We start from the raw sequence: 22,392 nt of genomic DNA, 5'->3' as shown, positions 1-22,392 counted from the left end.
TTTCACTTTCTCGGAATAAACGGAACAACTTGCGTGCAAGCGGCCCAAAAGACACAACCCATGTTTGGCTCTAAGAAGGCAGAAAGATGAGTTGGAACGTTAGTAGTCGTAGAATTACTAAAAATATTCAATAGCTTATTTTCATAGGCAGGATTTAGTAGCGTGTAATTAAATCCCGTCTGGCCGGGAACAACAACATTATAACCGGCTAGATCTTCAAAATTTCGAGGCACTAAGATTTGTCCATTCGGGCCGACTCCAGATCTCAAAATACTTTCCAGATGCTCAACAGACTTAACATTTTCCAAAATTTGGCCAGTTGAATCCGCAATTTTAATTCCAGGTCGTGGCGTAATTACTGTAGTTCCTGGTGGGGAAACGTATTGACCATTACCAAGTATAGTAGCATTTGACTCCATTACGCCATGCCCAGCCAATGCTTGTCCACTACCACCCTCGGTGACGGTGGTAAATTGATGCCCGCTAGTACTGCCTAGGCCACGTTCAGATGTATTTAACGAATCTAATTTTAATCCATCGACTCCAGTAGAATTTATCGACGTTTTTGCCCCATTGCCACCAAAATTATTACGTGGCAGCCCTCCCACCTCTATAACAAGTTTCCCAATAGCCCAGCCAGCCAAAACACTTCCAACAGCTTCAGGATCACCCTTCAATACCCCATTCAGAGCATCCAAGGGCGCGCGTCCGACCATCAGAATTTTTTCCCCAAGGGATATCTGTTCATCAGCCAGAAACTTCCCGAATGTCGAGCCTGGCGATACCACAGGTGTACGACCCATTCTCTCGATATGATTTGCGTTAGCCGCTCCCTCGGCTAAAAATCCCAAGGTGTCTGGGATACCAGTAACCACGTTTTCATAACCACTTTTAAGCATACTCCCGAGCCAGCCACCAACTGTCGAAGTGTTGGGATTCAACAAGCTCATCGAATTTGTCGCCCCGTAGCGTTGCTCCCTAGCCCATAAACCGGCAAAACTGGTGTCAGGCGTCGTATCGTAACCATACGCCATGTCAAAAGTCCTGTCGCTCTCATTCAAATAATTTAAGTTTGGACGAGTTGGACCTTCTTGTGCAATTTGCACAGATGCCCGCCGTGCTTCCGTGAACAGGCTTTCACAGGCAGCACTAGTCACCCCTTTGCATGCAAGAAGTTCTGCGTCACGCGCGTCGCTTTTTGCCGCCAAAGCTTCACCTTTTTTGCAAGAACTTTTGTCGCCTCCGCGACATGCATCCGCCAGTTTGTCTTTTTCGAGAATTTCGGCATGCTTCAGATAATTATTCGCCACCTCATTTGCCGCAGTAGCCGCTCCCGTCGCCCCACCAGCGGCTGCCCCCACCACAGCGCCCGCGGCCAGCGTCAACGCATCACGCAGCGTTTCAGGCATATCTAGTTGCTTCAACTGCTTGGCGATGCTATCCGTCGACAACGCCGCCGCGCCAGCACCCAATGCGCCGTTGGTGCCGCCGGCAAGCCCGCCAATCGCCGTGTGCAACGCGACCCGCGCGAGCCCACCCTCTTTCCAATTTTGTGTTAGCTCATCACTCTGACGTTGCAACTCTTTACTTCTTTCAGGATCGGTTTCACGGAGATCATGTGCTTCAGCTGCCAATGCAGTCGCTTCGTCCAGCTTCTCGGAAGCATAAGTCCCCAGCTTCTCTGCAGCAGCAGCCGCAAACGCCGCCGTCACATCCATCGTCGCCTGCAACTTGGCTTTATCGAAATTATTACCGATCTTGCCACTGCTATCCACCCCGGTCGTCACATCACGATTCAAGCCAACAACAGCTTCGTCCGCTCCCTTGCCCGTCGCCGCGCGCTGAGCCGCATCATCGGTGATGACCAGAGTGCCGCCACTGATGCCGCTACGCGTAGTACTGCTAGCGTTCTCGCTGAGGGAAACGATCGCTGGCAGACCCGCTGTAGTAGCATCTTTTTTGCCAGCGACATCCGTCAGGTTCTCATTTCGCGTTCCCGTGCCAGCAAAGGACATCCCACCAGATACCCCAACACTACTCCCCTTCGATATCGCATGATTGGCAATATCGCTGTGCGTCAAAGTCGACGTAATCAGACTGCTGTTCAGCTTGCCCGCCTCCGTGGCGCTGATGACGGCGCCCTTCAAGTCCGTATTGCCGCCCACCTTGATCTGAAAACCGCCATCGCCTGCCTTGATGCCGCTTTGCTCCTGCACACTGGCATAGTCGTTATGCATATTGCTCTGGCTGTAACTGGCGCTGAAACTGGCACCGTAGCCGACTGTGCCGCTGGCGGAGAAACTCTGGCTCTTGCTGTCGAACTTGGCCGTGTCCTGCAGGCTTTCCAGGTTCAGATTACCCTTGATGTCGGCAATCACCTGGTTGGCGCTGGCCACGGCACCCTTGATGTTTGTATCGCCACCGCTGCTGATGACCAGCTTGTCGCCCGCATTCACATGCGTATTGAGCTGCGTCGTGCCATCGCCGTCCTCGTGCCCCTTGCTGCCGCTGACGCTGGCTGTGAAACCGAAGGACATGCCCTTGCTGCTGACGCTGGCCGCGACGCCAGCCGACGCGCTCAGGCTCGAGCTCTTGCTATGCTGGCTTTCCGTGTCCTGCGCGGCCAGCAGATTGACGTTGTTATCGGCATGCAGGCGGATATCGTTCTTCGCGTTCAGGTCGCTGCCCAGGATATTGATGTTGCTATCCTTGCCGCCGCCCAGGGCCGTGATGTTGATATTATTGCCGGTCAATACACTGCCGCTATGCGTGGTGCTGGCCGTATTTTGCGTCTGGATACTTTCCGAATGGCCCGCCGTCAAGCTGATGCTGATGCTTGGACCGCCTTCCTTCATCATGTCCTTGGCTGCGTCGTTGGCGGCCATGGCCGCCGTGGCCGCCGCCATGGCTGTGACGCGGCCATCCTTGGCCGTACTGGCCGCCGTGCTCATGGTTTGCAGGGTCTGGATGGCGCTGATCACGCTGCCGCCCAGAGCCAGGGTCAAACCATCCTGCGTCGTCTTGACTTCAAATTTCCCCTTCTCATTGTCCTGGCCCGGCTTGATGGTGACGCTCTTGCCGATGATGTCGAGATCGGTGGCGGCAAGAATATCGCTGCCGCCTATCGTCACGTTATTGCCGGCAACCATCGTCAGCGCACCGCCCGTGGCGCCGATCGAGCTGCGCGCCTCGCCGCTTTGCAAGGTGGCGTCGCGCTCCTGGTCCACCGTGGTGGTCTTGGTACCGTAGCTGAAGCCGATGCCACCGCTGCTCATGAAACCGCTTTTCTTGGTGCTGGAATGGTGCAGTTCGTACACGGTATTGGTGGCCGCGTCGATCGTGATGTTGTTACCCGCGAGTAATCGCGTCGCATCGTCGCTCAAGATGCTCGAACCGGTGACTTGCAGATCGCGCCCTGCCTGCACCACCACGCTGCTGCCGCCAAGCGAGGTGCCGATTGCCGTGGTGGTATCGACCACGTCATGCTTGGTCGTCGTGGTCTTGTTCCAGAAACCCTTTTTCGTCGACTTGCTGGCGACATCGCTCACTTCATTCTGGAAACCATTGACCAGGCTGATGTCATTGCCCGCCAACAATCCCAGTGTTCCACCCGCCTGCACATCCGCCGCACGCGCCGTCAGATCATGGCCCGCCTGCAGATTGACGTTGCCGGCGCCCATGATCTGGCTGCCTATCTCGCTGGTCTTGCTCTGCTTGCTGTAATTATCGGCGTTGCGTATGTCATTCTGGGTTGAGGCCACGGTGACGGTATTGAGGGTCAGGTCATTGCCAGCAATCACGCTGGTCTGGCCATTCACGCCCGCGTTGGCGATGACGCCGCCCGTCACCGTCACATCGCGCCCTGCCTGGACGACGAGGGCATTGCCTTGGTCCGTGCCCGTCACGTACATGCCTGCCGTCGAACCGATGGTGGTGCTGGTCGACGTGTAGCCCGCCCCTTCCTGGCTGGCATTGCTGACGGTGGTGCTTACCACGTTGATATCGCGGCCGGCACTGGCCAGCAACTGGGATTCCGCCACAATACTGCCACCGTGGTTATTGATGTCATTGCCGGCGATCAACGCTACTTTGTCGCCATGTACTTCGCCCGCCTGTTGTTCAATACGTTTGGCGGACAAGCCGCTACCGGAAGTGGCCACCACCGTATCGACGCTCAGGTCGCGCCCGGCAGAGATTGCCGTGACGCCGCCCTGGCCGGTATTGCTGACAATACCGCCGACGATACTGACATCCCTTCCCGCAGACAGCACCAGGCTGCTGCCACTGGCGGCATCGCCGCTCACGTACAGCCCTGCCACCCGCCCCAGATAGCGCCCGTCTTCCAGCGTATTGGTGGAAATATGAATGTCGCGTCCCGCGCTCGCCTGCAGTGTGCTATTGGCCGTGATAGTGCCGCCGATATTATTCAAGTCGTTGCGCGCCGCGATGCCGACGTTATCGGCGCCGACACGGCCGCCAAGATTGCTGACATTCTCGGCATTCAGCAATACGACTTCACGGCCGGCAATGGTGCCGCCATTCACCAGGTCTCCCGACAAGCGGATATCGACCTCTTTGCCTGCCAACAGACTGCCTGCGCCGTCAAGGTCGTCTTCACGCACGCGCACATAGACTTGCGGCACGAGCACCTTTTGCGTGGAACCATCGGCGAGGGTCACGTCCTTTTCCACCAGCCAGACGATATCGTTGGTCAGGGCCGCCATCTGCTCGGCCGTCAGCGCCAGGCCGGGACGCAGGTCCCAGGTTTGGGCAAAGGCGGCACCGGCATCCATCAGCCCGCGATACTGCTGGTCATCGTTGGAATAATCGCCAGCAAAGCGCTGTCCCGTCAGTTCCGCGATCTGCTCGCGCACCAGGCGCTGCTCGTAAAAGCCGTCGCCCAGGCGCTTTTGCGTCACCGTCGGATCGAGCTGGACCTTGCTGGTCAGGTAGTCCGATCCCGTCCAATCCTTGTAATTGGCAAAACGTGGATCCGTTTCAACGAGGAAGCGCGATGCAGGTCCGGGACTCGTCCTGAACAGGCTGGCATTCGGAATTTGCGTGGAAGGCGATGTCGTACGCACGACTTGCGCGCGGCCGGAAGGGTTCGCCAAGGCCACCTGACCGATGACCGTCATGCGTCCCGCGGACGCGCCGCCGACTCCGGCAACCTGCGCCGCGCCGCCGGTGGCGCTCGAAACTGTGACGCCATGCGCTGCGGCCATGCCGGACTGTGTGGCCTTGCCCGGCCCCGTCACGCCTGCCGCAAATTCCTGCTTGACGCCCTCCAGGCTGAGCGCTTGGCCAGCATTGCCGGCACGCTCGCTCCCCTGCAAGCCGTTGCCGCCGTCCACGGAGGCAGGGCCACCTTGCGTATTTTTCGCCAGCAAGCCCGCATCCACCTTGCCGGCGCCAGCCACTCCACCGACGGCGGCGACGCCCCCATCTTGCACACTGCCATGGCCTGCTGCCTGGGCACCGCTGCCAAGGCGTCCGCTACCTTGCAAGCCGCCGATCCCCCCTACCGCATCGGGTCCGCCTTGCGTCCCACCTGCAAGCAAGGCGGGATCGACCGTGCCAGCCCCAGCGGCACCCCCAACGGTAGCAACAGAGCCGCCCTGTACGCCCCCGTGCCCAGCCGACTGGCCGGCATTACCGAGACGCCCACTACCTTGCAAGCTGCCCCCCCCTCCGACTACGGCGGGAGCACCCTGCGCGTCACGCGCCAGCAAGGTCGAATCGACCGTGCTGACGGCGCCGCTTCCTGTGGCCGCGCCGGCGGAACCGCCCTGTACCGCGCCATGACCGGCTGTTTTCCCCGCGTTGCCAATCCGATCACTGCCATCTTGGGTGCCCTGTACTGCCACGGCGTCCGCGCTCTTGCCATCGACACCTATCGTGGCACGGCCAGTGTCGATACCCGACGTTACCGTTTGTCCGCCCGCACCGGTGGCACCGGCGACGGCCGAACCGCTGAGCACGCCGACATTGCCCGCCTGCCCCACATTGCCCGTGCCGCTGGCGCCGTTCAATGCCCCCGTGCCACTGGCTGTCCCGGCGCCTGCCCCCCCAGCAGCATTTACACCTGCAACGCTGCCAGGTGTACCATTCACTGCCGTGTGCATCACATTTGCACTGGTGGCGCCGGCGCCACTGGTGCCGCCATTGACGCCGCTCACGCCTGCCGACGATGGCGATGCGTTTGGCGTTTTTTGATAAATCTGTTTGACCGGATCCACCGAGCTATGTTCGACCGGAGTCAGGGTTTGCTCTCCCATCGGTTTCTGAACATAACCACCCGAGGCGCTCGAAGGCATATACAAGACATTCTCGGATGTTCCCGTCTCCTTCGAGTAGGTATGCAGATCAATTGACGGATTGACAAGCGCGCCCCCTTCCATGAACAGCCTCCCGCCCGCAATAACATGGCTTTGCTCGTTGCGCGCATCGCTGGAGCGAATCGTCACATTGCCACCCGCCAGCAGCTTCGCCGGATCGGTATCCACCACGGTTTCTGTACGTGAGGTACGCGTCAGCCGGTAGATTACGTACTCTTTTTGCACTATCCCATTTGCATCAACAACCTGACCTCCTACGCTTCGAAAGCGCTTGTCTTTTTCGCCGGGGAGCAGACTCCCGTACTCTATGACACTTTCAGTCCCTCTATCGAGCGTCTCGATCCTGAAATGTGTATTCAGGTTTCTGAACTGCCCAGTCGCCAGATCCAGATTCCCCAACGCCTCGATCGTCGCGCTGGCGTTCGTCACCGATCCCGCCCAGCCCGTGGCGATGCGGTTGCCGTCCAGATAGCCACCAATGGCCATATCGCCGCCGCTGAAAATCAGACCGTGCTCACGGTTGTTGAGTGTGGTGACGCCGATATCGAGGCGGGTGCGCGCCGCGATGGTGGCCGCCACACCGCCTTCCACGTCGTTGTTGACGGTGCCGCCGGCTATGCTCAGATGGTCGCCATAGATGCGGCCCGTGCCCGCGTTGTTCAGCGTCCCCACGTTCAGTTCCGTGTTGATGCCGTCGATCACGCCACGGTTGTTCAATACGCCGCCGACGTTGACGCGCGTCGTACCCGCATTGATGTCGCCCGTGCTGGTATTGTCGAAATTGGCGGCACCCAGGGTCAGGGTGCTGCGCGCCTGGATCTTGCCAGCATTGGTCAGCAATCCGCCGATAGTGATACCGGCATTGCCATTGGCCATGATCTCGGCGCCCGCGTTCAGCGTAAAGTTGCCGGCCAGGTCCAGCGCCAAGTCTTGCTGCGACAGCAGCATGCCGTCGCCGGTCAGGCTACCCGCGCGGATGTCGGTGCGCTGGCCGCCGATGATGGTGCCGTCCGTGTTGGTGATGGCCAGACCACGGCCGGGGCCGTTATCCTGCAACGACAGCGTGCTGCCGGCACTCAACATGCCCAGGGTATTGTTGACGCTGCCCGCGCTGTTGATCGCCAGGTTGCCATCGGCGCGCACCGCGCCCTGCACATTGCTGACATTGGCGCTATTGAGGGTCACATGCACGCCTTCGATGCCCTGGTTGGCGCCCAGAGTGCTGGCATTGTCGATGGCGCCGCCGCTCACGGTGACGGCCGCGCCGGAACGGATCAAGCCTTGCTGGTTGTTGATACTGCCGCCACCCGCGTTCAAGCCGATATTGCCCAGCACCTGGATTTGTCCGCCCTGGTTCTGCAAGCCGCTCAGGGTCAGGTCCAGCGCCGATTTGCCGACGACCTGGCCGCCGCGATTGTCCAGCTGGCCCACGCTGCCCGTGATGTTGCCTGCCGCGCCCAGATAGCCGCCCGCATTGTTCCAGCTGCCCGTTTGCAGGGTCAATCCTGCGCCGCTGCTGATGCCGCCGGCACTGCCAGGATGGCGCACGGCATACGCGCCCGCATTGGTGTTGAGCAAAGCATTGCCGTGCGTGTCGATGGTCATGGCGCCGCCCGACTGCAGCAAGCCACCATCGTTATCCAGGATGCCCGTCTGCAGGTTGACGATTCCTGTGCCCGCCAGCGTGCCTTGGGTGTTGTTGAAGACTTGGCCATGCGTGTCGAGCGTGACGTTCGCACCGGCAATGGTACCCTGCGCGTTCCACAGGCCGCCATTGCGCAGGGTGATATCGCCACCCGCTTGCATGGTGCCGCCATTGTTGAGGGTCGCGCCCGTGGAAATCACCTGCAACTGGCCCTGTACCGAGGCCAGCTTGCCGCCGGCGCTGTTGTCGACGCTGGCTGCGTTCACGGTCATATTGCCCGTGGCGGCCAGCAAGCCGCCCGCATTGTTCAATGCCTGCGCCACGTTCGCCGTCAACTGGCCACCTGCCGTGGCGCTGCCGCCCTGGTTCAGCAGATTTCCGGCACCCAGCACGACATTGCCGCCGCCGGCGATGGCGCCGCCATGGCGGTTGTCGAGCACATTGCTTGCCGTCACCGTCAGGTTGGCCGTGCCAGCCGCCTGCAGCTTGCCGCCCTGGTTGTTCAGGCTCGGCGCCACGATGCTGGTGTTGCCATTGCTGGCGATCGTGCCGCCACTGTTATCCAGGCTGGTCGTCAATTGAATGCTGGTATCACCTTTACCCAGCTGCGTCAGGTTGCCTCCTCCATTGTCCAGGGTAGCGGCCGTCACGCTCAGTTGTTGCGCGATGGTGCTGGCGTTGCGGTGGTCGATGGCGCCGGCTGTGACGACCAGGGCGCCATTGCCCGTGATCTGGCCGCGCAGGTCGTTCAACTGCGCGGCTTGCAGGCTCAAGGTACCGCTACCCGCATGCTCGATCTTGCCATCCGTATTCGTCAGCGTACCCGCTTTCAGGCTCAGGTTGGCGCTGTTGACGGCGATGCGTCCACCCGTGTTGTCCAGCACGCCCGCTGGCGATGTCAGCTCGATGACGGTGTTGCCCGTGCCCGTTTGCACGATGCTGCCTTGCTGGTTGTTCAGGTTGCCCACGCCAACGGCCAGCTGACCAGCGCTGATATCGCCGCGCTGGTTGTTCCACGTCTGGCCATTCGCACCGGCCGTGATCGTCAAGCCTCCCGGCGTGGTGACCACGGCGCCGCTGGTGCTGACGTCGCCTGCGCTGGCCGTCAGGCTGATATTTCCAGCACTGCTGCGGCTGCCGCCGAGGTCGACGCTGCCGCCGGCCAAGAAAGCATTGCCTGCCGCCAATACTTGGCCATGGGCGCCCAGCACCTGCTGCGCCGTGACTTGCAAGTTGCCGCTCGTCTGCAGGCTGCCATCGGCTTTCACGCCCGCGCCGATCAGGCTGGCCGCGCTGCTATTGACGCTATTGGCGCTGATCGTGTTGTTGCCCTGGGCCAGGATCACGCCGGTGTTCTCCAGCGCCCCCGTCACGGTCAGTACCTGCTCTGCACCAGCAAACAGGCTGCCGCTGTTGCGAACGCTGCCCGCCGTCGTCGTCAGATTAGCGCTGGCAACGATACTGCCCTGTGCATTGAGCAGCTCGTCCATCGTCAATTGCGCATTGCCGCCCGCCGCTTGCAGCTGGCCCAGGGTGTTGTCCACCGTGCCGCCAGCGACCGTCAGATCGCGCCCGGCAATGATCACGCCGGAAGTATTGTCCAGCTTGCCCGTCGCCGCCACATTGACATCTTGCGCGGACGCAATACGGCCATGGTCGTTCAGCAAGGCGCCCGTTTCCACGCGCACATTGCCATTTGCCTCGATCTTGCCGCCGCTATTGTCCAGACGCGTGCTGGCCAGCACTGTTGCCGCGCTCGTGCCCAGCTGCGTGATCTGCCCCTGGCGGTTGTCCAGGATGCCGGCAGAGACGTTCACTTGCTGCGCCAGCAGGCTAGCATTGCGGTGATCGAGGTAATTGGCCGCCACTTGCAGCGCGCCATTGCCCGTGAGCTGGCCCCGCTGCCCATACAGATTCGTGGCGCGGATCTCCAGCACACCCTTGCCTGCATGTTCGATCTTGCCATCCGTATTCGTCAGGTCGCCCGCCTGCAAGCGCAAGTTGGCGCTATTGACGGCGATGCGCCCGCCCGTGTTGTCCAGCTTGCCCGTCTCGATGACGGTGTCGCCTGTACCCGTCTGTATCAAGGTGCCTTTGGCATTGTCCATGTTGGCAACGCGCAGGGACAATTGCCCAGCACTCAGGCTGCCGCCCTGGTTGACCAGTGCCTGTCCATTGGCGGCATTGGCCGTGATGCTCAATAGGTCATTGGTCGACACGACCGCCTTGCTGGTCGTCACATTGCCTGTCAAAGCCGTCAAGCCGACATTCGCCGCGCTGGTCTGGCTGCCGCCCACGTCGACCGACGCGCCCGTCATCTGCAGCTGACCGGCCGCCATGTTCTGGCCGCCGGCCTGCAAGACGCCACGGGCCGTCACGCTCAAATCACCGGCCGAGGCAAAGCTGCCATCGGCACGCATGCCGGCCGCCAGCACGCCATTGCCGCTCAGACTGCCCGCCGTAATCGTCGTATTGCCCAGGGCGGCCAGCGAACCCGTATTGCTCAGCAATCCGCCGATGTCCAGGCTCTGGTTACGTCCCGCATACAGCACGCCCGCGTTGAGCACGTCGCCGCTGACCTTGGCCGCGATATCCGTGCCCGCGCTGAGCGTGCCCTGCGCATTGCGCACGCTGGCCGCATCCAGACGCAAGGCGCCAGTGCCCGCCTGTAGCAAGCCGCGCGTATTGTCGATGGCGCCGCCCAGGTGCAGATCGGTTGCCGCCGCAATCACGCCATCTGTATTGACGAGTGCGCCGCTGCTGACAATGTCGGCGGATGTGGCCGAGGTGATCTTGCCTTTAGTATTGTCCAGGCTGCCGGTCTGCACCGACAAGGTGCCGTTGCCGGCCATCTCGCCACTCGTATTGTCCAGCAATCCTGTGACGGCGACCGTCATGCCGCCCGCTCCTGTTTGCAGCAGATGGCCGCCCCGGTTGCTCAGGCTGTCTGCCTGCACGCTCAGGGAGCGCCCCGTGGTGGTGGCGTTGGCGTGGTCTAACAGACTCGCCTTGAGATCGACAGCGCCATTGCCGACGATGCTTCCGCCGGCGCCTTGCAAATTGACCGCCGTAATAGCCAGGGTACCTGCACCCGCATGTTCGATCTTGCCGCCTGCATTCGTCAAGGTGGCCGCGCCCAGGGACAAATTGTTACTATTGACGGCGAGGCGCCCGGCACTGTTGTCGAGATTGCCCGTCTGGATGACGGTATCGCCCGTTCCCGTCTGGATCACGGTGCCTTTGGCGTTGTTCAGGTTACCCACGTGCAGATCGAGTTGACCGGCGCTGAGTTGTCCTTCCGTATTGCGCAAGGTGTTTTGCGCATGGATTGTCAAGGCGCCGGGCGTACTCACCACGGCTTTATGTGTGCTGACGTCGCCCTGTATTGCCGTCAGGGCAATGCTGGTCGCACTTGTCTGGCTGCCAGACAAGTCCACGCTGGCGCCCGTCAGGGCGGCCTTGCCCGCCGCCAGATTCTGGCCATGCGCGGCCAGCGTTTCTGTAGTGCTAATCGTCAGGTCGCCAACCGTGCCCAGCTTGCCATCGGCCTGCACGCCCGCACCGATCAGACTGCTTGCACTGCTGTCGAGGGTCTTTGCCGTGATGCTGTTGTTGCCCTGTGCCGCGATGACGCCCGTGTTCACGATGGCGCCGGTGGCGTTCAGGATTTGGTTGCTGGCTGCATACAGGCTGCCAGTATTATTATTCAAGGTGTCGAGCGTGGCGTTCAGGTTAGCACCGGCAAACAAGCTACCTGCCGCATTGTTCAAGTTCGTCACATTCAAGGTGGCGTTGCCCGCCACGGCCTGCAATTGGCCCTTGGCATTACCGATATCGCCGCCGCTCAATGCCAGATTGCGGCCTGCGGCTACTATCCCTTCCGTGTTGTCCAGACGACCCACTATAAGCTCGGCATCCTGCGCCGCCACGATGCGGCCCGTGTTATTCAGCAAAGTCTGCGCTTTCACCAGCGCATCACCATTGCCCTCGATCTTGCCGCCCGTGTTGTCCAGCTGGCCGGTAGCCGCGACCGTCATCAAGCCGGTGCCCGTCTGCGCCAGGCTGCCGGCTCGGTTGTCCAGGCTGCCAGCGTTGATGGTCAGCTGGTTCGCCACCGTCGTGGCATTGCGGTGGTCGAAGGCGGCTGCCGTGATATCGAGCTTGCCATTGCCCGTGATCTTGCCGTACTGGTTGTTGAACTGCCCTGCGTTAATCGCCAGGATGCCGGCGCCTGCATGCTCCAGCTTGCCATTGACGTTCGTCAGCACCGACGCGTTCAGGGCCAGGTTCGCGCTGTTGGCGGCGATGCGGCCCGCTGTGTTGTCGAGTTTACCCATGGTGATGACGGTGTCACCCGTGCCCGTCTGCACGATGTCGCCGCTGGCGTTGTTCAGGTTGGCCACGTTCAGCTGCAACTGACCTGCCACCAGCTGACCCTGGTTGTTCACCAGTGACTGGGCGCTGTTTGCGTTGGCGGTGATGGCCAGTACATTGCTGGCCGAGATGACGGCTTTATTTGTCAGTACGTCGCCGCTGCGCGCAGTAGTGGCGATGTTCGCCGCGCCCATCTGGCTGCCAGACAGGTCTACGTTGGCGCCTGTCAGCACGGCATTGCCCGCTGCCAGGTTCTGGCCGCTCGCCTGCAAGACGCCATCCGCATTGATGGTCAGATCACCCGCAGTGCCCAGGCTGCCGTCCGCCTTGACACCGGCGCCCAGCAGGCCGCTGCTGGTCACTTTGCCAGCCGATATATTGGTGTTGCCAACGGAGGCGATGGAACCGCTGTTGTTCAGCACTCCGTCCACCGTCAGTTGCTGGTTGCGGCCCGCGTATAGCAGGCCAGCGTTGTTCAGCGTATCGCCGATACGCGCCGTCAAGTCTGTTCCTGCACTCACTGTGCCCTGCTGATTCAGCAAGGTAGCGGCATCGAGGTGCAGATTATCCGCTTGCAACACGCCGCGCGTGTTGTCGACAGTGACCCCGCCGAGGTGCAAGTCGCGGGTACCCGCAATCACGCCATCGGTATTGTTCAGCACGCCCTTGCTGACGATCTCCGCCGAGGCAGCGGACGTGATACGGCCCTTGCTGTTGTCCAGCACGCCCGCCTGCAGATTCAACGTACCCGTGCCGGCATGCTCGATCTTGCCTTCCTGGTTCGTGGCGCTGACAGCATCGATGTTCAGGTCCTGACTATTGACGGCGATGCGCCCAGCCGTATTGTCCAGATTACCTGTAACGATGCTCGTGTCACCCGTACCCGTCTGCAAGATAGTACCCTTGGCGTTGTCCAGACTGCCCACATGCAGGTCGAGCTGGCCCGCCTGCAAGGTGCCTTCCGTATTGTGTAGGGTCGCGTTGCTCGTGACGTTCAACGTGCCTGGCGTCGTGACGACCGCCTTGTTCGTGCTGACATCGCCTTCAGTTGCCGTCAGGCCGATGTTGGCGGCGCTGGTCTGGCTGCCTGCCAGATCCACGTTACCGCCCGTCAGCGTCGCCTTGCCCGCCGCCAGGTTCTGGCCATGCGCGGCCAGCGTTTGCGTGGTGTTGATCGTCAAGTCACCAGCCGCGCCCAGCTTGCCATCGGCCTGCATTCCCGCGCCGATCAGGCTGCTTGCGCCGCTGTCGAGCGTCTTCGCCGTGAGGCTGGTATTGCCCAGCGCCGCGATGACGCCCGTGTTCGAGATGGCGCCGCTGGCGATCAAGGTCTGGTTGCCGGCCGCATACAGGCTGCCGGTGTTGTCCAGGCTAGCCAAGGTGGCGTTCAAGTTGGCGCCAGCAAACACGTTGCCTGCGGTGTTGTTCAGGTTCGCCACATTCAAGGCGGCGTTGCCCGTCACGGCTTGCAACTGGCCCTTGGTATTGTCGATATCGCCACCGGTCAATACCAGGTTGCGTCCTGCCGCCACCGTCCCTTCCGTATTGTCCAGGCTGCTCACGTTCAATGTGGCATCCTGCGCCGCCACGATGCGGCCCGTGCTGTTCAGCAAGGTGGTGGCCTTCACCAGCGCATCGCCATTGCCCTCGATCTTGCCGCCCGTGTTGTCCAGCTGGCCGGTAGCGCTCACCGTCATCAGTCCGGTGCCCGTCTGCGCCAGGCTGCCGGCGCGGTTATCCAGGCTGCCGGCGTTGACGGTCAGCTGATTGGCCACCGTCGTCGCATTGCGGTGGTCCAAGGTGACTGTCGTGATATCGAGCTTGCCATTGCCCGTGATCTTGCCAGATTGATTAAGGAACTGGCCCGCGTTGATGGCCAGCAGACCCGCACCCGCGTGCTCCAGCTTGCCATTGACGTTCGTCAGCACCGTCGCGTTCAGTGCCAGATTATGGCTGTTGGCGGCTATGCGGCCAGCCGTGTTGTCCAACTTGCCTGTCGTGATGACTGTGTCGCCGGTGCCCGTCTGCACGATTTCGCCGCTGGCGTTATTCAGGTTCGCCACGTTCAGTTGCAACTGGCCGCCCACCATTTGGCCTTGGTTATTGATCAGCGACTGACCGTTGTTCGCATTGGCCGTGATGGCCAGCACGTTGCTGGCAGAAATCACCGCCTTGTTCGTCAGTACATCACCAGTATTTGCCGTGATGGCGATGTTTGCCGCGCCCGTCTGGCTGTTCGACAAATCAATGGCATCGCCTTTCAGCACGGCGCTGCCCGCCGCCAAGTTCTGTCCGCTTGCTTGCAGCACGCCATCGGCATTAATCGTCAGATCACCTGCCGTGCCTAGGCTACCGTCCGCTTTCACGCCGGCGCCCAGCAAGCCGCTGCTTGTGACTTTGCCAGCGGTAATATGGGTGTTGTTGACGGAGGCAATCGATCCCGTGTTGTTCAGCAAGCCACCGACCGTTAGTTGCTGGTTGCGGCCCGCATACAGCAGACCAGCGTTGTTCAGGTCACCGCTCACTTTCGCCGTCAAGTCCGTGCCGGCACTCACCGTGCCTTGCTGGTTCAGCAAGGTCGTCGCATCCAGACGCAAGGTATCCGCTTGCAATACGCCTCGGGTGTTGTCCAGCGCGGTGCCGCCGACGTGCAAGTCAGCAGTCGCGGCAATCACGCCGTCGGTATTGTTCAGTACGCCTTTGCTGACGATGTCCGCCGCCGCAGCGGACGTGATGCGGCCCTTGCTGTTGTCCAGCACGCCCGCCTGCAGATTCAACGTACCCGCGCCTGCATGCTCGATCTTGCCGTCCTTGTTCGTAACGCTGACGGCATCGATGTTCAGGTTCTTGCTATTAACGGCAATGCGGCCAGCCGTGTTGTCGAGACTACTTGTATTGATGACGGTATCGCCCGTGCCCGTCTGCAGCAGCGTACCCTTGGCATTGTCCAGGTTGCCCAAATACAGGTCGAGCTGGCCCGCCTGCACCGTGCCTTCCGTGTTGTGCAGGGAGGTGCTCGTCGTCACATTTAGCGTGCCCGCCGTTGTCACGACCGCCTTGTTCGTGCTGACGTCACCTTGGGTTGCCGTCAGGCCGATGTTGGCGGCGCTGGTCTGGCTGCCTGACAGATCCACGCTGGCACCTGTCAGATTTGCGCTGCCCGCCGCCAGGTTTTGGCCATGCGCAGCCAGCGTTTGTGTTGTGCTGATCGTCAGGTCGCCACTTGTGCCCAGCTTGCCATCGGCCTGCATGCCGGCACCGAGCAAGCTGCTGGCGCTGCTGTCGAGCGTCTTTGCCGTGATGCTGTTGTTGCCTTGTGCCGCGATGACGCCCGTGTTGACGATGGCGCCGCTGGCGGTCAAGGTCTGGTTACCGGCTGCGTACAGGCTGCCCGTGTTGTTCAGACTGGCCAGTGTCGCGTTCAGGTTGGCGCCGGCAAACACATTGCCTGCGGTATTATTCAAGTTCGCCACATTCAAGGTGGCATTGCCGGCCACGGCTTGCAACTGGCCCTTGGTATTATCGATATCGCCACCGGACAGTTGCAGATGGCGTCCTGCCGCCACGGTGCCCTCCGTGTTGTCCAGGCTACCCACGTTCAATGTGGCATCCTGCGCCGCCACGATGCGACCCGTGCTGTTCAGTAATACCTGAGCTTTGACCAGCGCATCGCCATTGCCCTCGATCTTGCCGCCCGTGTTGTCGAGCTGGCCCGTGGCCGCGACCGTCATCAGGCCGGTTCCTGTCTGCGCCAGGCTGCCGGCGCGGTTATCCAGGCTGCCAGCGTTGATGGTCAGCTGATTTGCCACGGTCGTGGCATTACGGTGGTCGAAGGTGGCGGCCGTGATATCCAGCTTGCCATTGCCCGTGATCTTGCCGGACTGGTTGTTGAACTGCCCTGCGTTAATCGCCAGGATGCCGGCGCCTGCATGCTCCAGCTTGCCATTGACGTTCGTCAGCACCGACGCGTTCAGGGCCAGGTTCGCGCTGTTGACGGCGATACGGCCTGCCGTGTTGTCGAGTTTACCCGTGGTGATGACGGTGTCGCCGCTGCCCGTCTGCACGATCTCGCCGCTGGCGTTGTTCAGGTTGGCCACGTTCAGCTGCAGCTGGCCGGCCACCAGCTGGCCCTGGCTGTTCACCAGTGACTGGGCGTTGTTTGCGTTGGCGGTGATGGCCAGCACATTGCTGGCGGAAATCACGGCCTTGTTCGTCACGACATCGCCAGTAGCTGCCGTGATGGCGATGTTTGCTGCGCCCGTCTGGCTACCCGACAGATCCACACTGGAACCCGTCAGCGTCGCACTACCTGCCGCCAGATTCTGTCCGCTCGCCTGCAACACGCCATCCGTGTTGATGGTCAAGTCACCTGCAGTGCCCAGGCTGCCGTCCGCTTTCACGCCAGCGCCCAGCAAGCCGCTGCTGGTGACTTTACTTGCCGTAATATGGGTGTTGTTGACGGAAGCAATGGAGCCGCTGTTGTTCAGCACGCCACCCACCGTCAGTTGCTGGTTGTGGCCCGCATACAGCAGACTGGCGTTGTTCAGGTCACCGCTCACTTTCGCCGTCAGGTCCGTGCCAGCACTCACAGTTCCCTGCTGGTTCAGCAAGGTAGCGGCATCGAGGTGCAAATTATCCGCCTGCAAGACGCCGCGCGTGTTGTCGATATTCACACCACCCACATGCAAGTCGGCAGTCGCTGCCATCACGCCATCGGTATTATTCAGTGTGCTTTTACTGACGATGTCAGCCGATGCGGCGGACGTAATGCGGCCATTGCTGTTGTCCAGCACGCCTGCCTGCAGATTCAAGAGGCCCGTACCCGCGTGCTCGATCTTGCCGTCCTTGTTGGTAACGGTGACGGCATCGATGTTCAGGTTCTGGCTGTTGACCGCGATGCGGCCCGCTGTATTGTCCAGATTGCCGGTGACGATGGCCGTGTCACCCGTGCCGGTCTGCAAGATAGTGCCCTTGACGTTATCCAGATTGCCCACGTGCAGGTCGAGCTGGCCTGCCTGCAACGTACCTTCCGTGTTGTGCAGGGTGGCATTGCTCGTGATGTTGAGCATGCCTGGCGTCGTGACGACCGCCTTGTGCGTGCTGACGTCACCCGTTGTTGCCGTCAGGCCGATATTCGCGGCGCTGGTCTGGCTACCTGCCAGATCCACGCTGCCGCCTGTCAAGTTGGCGCTGCCCGCCGCCAGGTTCTGGCCATGCGCGGCCAATGTTTGTGTAGTGCTGATCGTCAGGTCACCGGCCGTGCCCAGTTTGCCATCAGCCTGCATGCCGGCACCGAGCAAGCTGCTTGCGCTGCTGTCGAGGGTTTTCGCCGTCAGGCTGGTGTTGCCCTGCGCGGCGATCACGCCTGTGTTCGTGATAGCACCTGTTGCGGTCAAGGCTTGATTGCCTGCCGCATACAGGCTGCCCGTATTGTTCAGGCTGGCCAGTGTCGCGTTCAGGTTGGTGCCGGCAAACACGTTGCCTGCGGTGTTGTTCAGGTCAGCCACGTTCAGGGTGGCGTTGCCGGCCACGGCTTGTAACTGGCCCTTGGTATTGTCAATGTCGCCACCGGACAGCTGCAGATGGCGCCCGGCTGCCACCGTGCCTTCCGTATTGTCCAGGCTACCGACTGTAAGCTCGGCATCCTGCGCCGCCACGATGCGGCCCGTGTTGTTCAGCAAGGTACCCGCTTTGACCAGCGCATCACCGTTGCCCTCGATCTTGCCGCCCGTGTTGTCGAGCTGGCCTTTGGCCGCGACCGTCATCAGGCCGGTTCCTGTCTGCGCCAGGCTGCCGGCTCGGTTGTCCAGGCTGCTGGCATTGATGGTCAGCTGATTGGCCACCGTCGTTGCATTGCGGTGGTCGAAGGCGGCTGCCGTGATATCCAGCTTGCCATTGCCCGTGATCTTGCCGGACTGGTTGTTGAACTGGCCCGCGTTGATGGCCAGCACGCCGGCACCCGCGTGCTCCAGCTTGCCATTGACGTTCGTCAGCACCGACGCGTTCAGGGCCAGGTTCGCGCTGTTGGCGGCGATGCGGCCCGCCGTGTTGTCCAGTTTGCCTGTAGTGATGACGGTGTCGCCGCTGCCCGTTTGCACGATCTCGCCGCCGGCGTTGTTCAGGTTAGCCACGTTCAGCTGCAGCTGGCCGGCCACCAGCTGGCCCTGGCTGTTCACCAGTGACTGGGCGTTATTTGCGTTGGCCGTGATGGCCAGCAGATTGCTGGCCGAGATGACGGCTTTACTCGTCAGTACATCACCAGTAGCTGCCGTGATGGTGATGTTTGCCGCGCCCGTCTGGCTACCCGACAGATCCACACTGGAACCCATCAGCGTCGCACTGCCCGCCGCCAGGTTCTGTCCGCTCGCCTGCAACACGCCATCGGCATTAATCGTCAGATCGCCTGCCGTACCCAGGCTGCCGTCCGCTTTCACGCCAGCGCCCAGCAGGCCGCTGCTGGTGACTTTACCAGCGGCAATATGGGTGTTGTTGACGGAAGCAATGGAGCCGCTGTTGTTCAGCAAGCCACCGACCGTCAGTTGCTGGTTGCGGCCCGCGTACAGCAGGCCAGCATTCGTTAAATCACCGCTGATGCGCGCCGTCAAATCCGTGCCGACGCTCACTGTCCCCTGCCGGTTCAGCAAGGATGTCGCATCGAGACTCAACATGTCCGCCTGCAAGACGCCGCGCGTGTTGTCCAACGCAGTACCGCTCACTTGCAGGCCAGTGGTTGCGGCAATAACGCCGTCGGTATTATTCAGCGCATCTTTGCTGACGACAGAAGCGGCCGCCGCCGAGGTGATGCGGCCCTTGCTGTTGTCCAGCACGCCAGCCTGCACCTGCACGCCGCCATTGCCGGCAATGCTGCCGCGCGTATTGTCCAGCGCCTGCACCACGTCCACGCGCATCTGTCCTGGTCCCGTCTGCTGCACGGTGCCGTCGCGGTTGTCCAGATTGCCTGCTTGCACGGTGACCTGCTGCCCGGACGTGACGGCATGGCGGTGATCGATCGTGCCCGCCTGAATGTCGACTAGCCCATTGCCCGTCACCTTGCCGCGCTCATCATCGAAGCGCGTTGCTTCAATATGCAAGCTGCCCGTGCCCGCGTGTTCGATGCTGCCGTCGCGGTTGGCCAGCTGTTCGGCCGTCAACGCCAGATTCGCACTGTTGACGGCGATGCGTCCGCCCGTGTTGTCCAGGGTGCTGCCTGTTAACTGCGTATCGCCGGTGCCCGTCTGGATCACAGTGCCGCCGCGGTTGTCCAGCGATCCCGTTTTCACTTCCAGCTGGCCCGCGCTCAGGGTGCCGCGCACGTTCGACAGGGACTGGCCGCTGCCGGCCGCCGTCACGGACAGCAAACCCGTGGTCGTCACCAGTGCGTTATCAGTGACGACATGGCCGGTACTGGCGTTCAGGGTAATCGCCGCGCCGCCCGTCTGGCTGCCGCTCAGGTCGATAGCGGTGCCGTGCATGCTGCTTTTCCCTGCCGCCAAATTCTGGCCATGGGCGCTGATCGCTTGCGTGGCCGTCAGCGCCAACTGGCCGCTACCGGCCAGGCTGCCGTCGGCGCGGACGCCCGCGCCCAGCAGGCTGCCGGTCGCGCTATCGATGCGGTCGGCGTCGATGCGGTTATCGCCCTGCGCCGCGATGACGCCGCTGTTGCTGATCGCGCCGCTCACCTGCAGCGCGTGGCTGCCGGCCGCATACACGTTGCCGCTGTTGAGTACCTCGCTGGCCTTGGTAGTAAGATTGCCACCAGCAAACACGCTGCCGGCCGTATTGTTCAACTTTGCGACCGTCAAGGCCGCATCGCCCGCCAGCGCCTGGATCTGGCCGCGCGTATTGTCGACGTCGCCACTGTCGAGGCGCAACTTGCCGCCGGCAGCCAAGATCGCCTCAGTGTTGTCCAGCGCGCCAGTCGACAGCGCCACATCCGTGGCCGAGACTATGCGACCCTTCTGGTTTTGTACATTGCCCGCTTGCACGCTCAAGGCGCCATTGCCTTCCAGCGCGCCACTGCGATTGTCCAGCTCACCGCGCACCTGTACGCGCGTGTCGCCCTGGCCGCTCTGCGCCAGGCTGCCGCCCCGGTTATCGAGGCTGCCTGCGTCGATGTTCAATTGCCCCGCCACCGTGCGGGCGTCGCGGTGGTCGATCTGCTCCCCGCTCAGCGCCATGGAGCCATTGCTGACGATGCTGCCGCGCTGCAAGTTGATTTGGGCAGCACCGATCTCCAGCACGCCAGTGCCCGCATGCTGAATGTGCCCATCCTGGTTGCTCAGACTGGCCGCCTGCAGGCGCAAGGCCTGGCTATTCGTGGCGATGAGGCCGCGCGTGTTGTCCAGGCTACCCGGCAATTGAATCGCCAGATCGCCGGCGCCCAGCTGCGTGATCTGGCCGCCCACGTTCGACAAGTCGTGCGCGTTCACGCCCAATTGCTGGCCCGTCAGTTGCGCCGCATCACTGCGCACGGTCCGTGCCGCGTCCAGCTGCAAGCGTTCGCGCGCACTGACCTGCGCCCGGCTGGCGTCGAGGTCGCCCGCGCTGGCGCCCAGGCCGACATTCGCGCCCGAGACCTGCGCCCCAGTAATATCCAGCTGGCGCGCCGCCAGGCTGCTGTCGCCGCCAGCCACGGCCGTGCCGTGCACGGCAATGGTGTCGCCAGCGGAAACGTTCAGCTTGCCGCTGGCCGTCAAGGTGTTGTCCAGATTCAGGCCTGCGGCCAGCACGGAATCCGCCGCCCCGTCGATGCGCGCGGCGGCGCCCGTGGCGTGCACCTCGACATTGTTCTGCGCGCCGATCACGCCGCTGTTGGCGATATTGCCCTGCGCCTGCACCTGGCTGTCGCCGCCTGCATACACGGTGCCGCTGTTGGCCACGTCGCCCGTCACCGCAATGCTGGTCTGGCTACCGCTGCCGGCCGACTGGATATTGCCGCTGTTGCTCAACCAACCATTCGATTGCAGCACCAGGTTGCCGGCCGTGGCCGCCAACACGCCCGCGTTGCGCACTCCCAGACCCGCTTCCGTGCCGATCAGGGTAATCTTGCCCGCGTACATGCCGCCCAGCTGCGCCACGTCCAGCGCATATGCCGGGGCCGGCCCTACGCCAGCCGCGGCGCCCGCCACGCCATGCGCCGCATCGATCTGATTCGCGCCCGTCACCACCTTCAATTCCTGCGCCCAGATGCCGCCGTTGATCTGCGCGGCGCGCGCCAGGATGGCCGTGTAGTCGCTCAGCGACGTATCCAGGCCACGGCCGTTGATGGTCACTACGCCGCGCTGCACCATGTAGCCGTCCAGGCTGCCGTCGTTGAGCATCGGCGTGCCCGTCGTCAGCACGACCCGGCTGGCATTGATGAAACCGCCGCCATCGACGCTCACGCCGGCAGGGTTGGCAATGACGACTTCGGCCCGCTGCCCCGCCACCTCGACATAGCCGCGCAGCTGGCTGGGGTTGGCCGAATTGACTTCATTCAAGATTACGCGCGCGCTGCCGCCCGCCAGCCACGGATTGCCTTGTACCCAGCCGCCCGTCTGCGTCTGCACATTGCCGCGGCTATTGTTCAGGATGGCGCCACTCGCCGTCACGTCGAACTGGCTATAAGTATTGCGCGATACGCCCGCCGCGCTCGGCGTCTGGATATTCACCTGTGTTACGCCATTGGCGCTTTGCACCACGGTCGGGCGCTGGCGCCCAGGCGCATTCGGATCGGCCACGATCTGTCCCAAGGCCGGCCCTGCCACAAAAGTCACCATGCCCAGCGCGCCAAACACGGCCAGCGCCAGCGGCCGCAAGCGGCCATTCACACTGAAACTTGGCCCGCCGCCGCCATCGCCTTCAAACACGCCGCAGGCCAGGCTGCCCTCGCCCTTGGCCGCCTTGCCTTGCGAGGAAGCGTTTTCGGCGACGACCATCAACTGGCCACGGCGTTTGTTGAAGATGATGCGGTACAGGTTCTTGTTCATGAAATGTCCTAATGACAATTAAATGATGCGATAAAGGGAGAAAGAACGGCTGGCGGGTAGCTGCGTC

Annotated in this window: 1 protein-coding gene; it reads right to left on the bottom strand. The window is 62.0% G+C overall.

Features of this window, described 5'->3' with window-relative positions; genetic code table 11:
* Positions 1-2: 2 nt before the first annotated feature.
* Complete coding sequence (locus JAB1_RS07490; RefSeq protein WP_070279339.1) at positions 3-22,325, bottom strand: filamentous hemagglutinin N-terminal domain-containing protein; 22,323 nt, start codon at positions 22,323-22,325, stop codon at positions 3-5.
* Positions 22,326-22,392: the final 67 nt, after the last annotated feature.

Origin of the sequence: Janthinobacterium sp. MP5059B (genome assembly GCF_001758645.1) — a bacterium.
Classification (GTDB): Bacteria; Pseudomonadota; Gammaproteobacteria; order Burkholderiales; family Burkholderiaceae_D; genus Janthinobacterium; species Janthinobacterium lividum.
The sequence above is the reverse complement of the archived record's forward strand: the minus strand, read 5'-3'. Positions and strand labels throughout refer to the sequence as shown.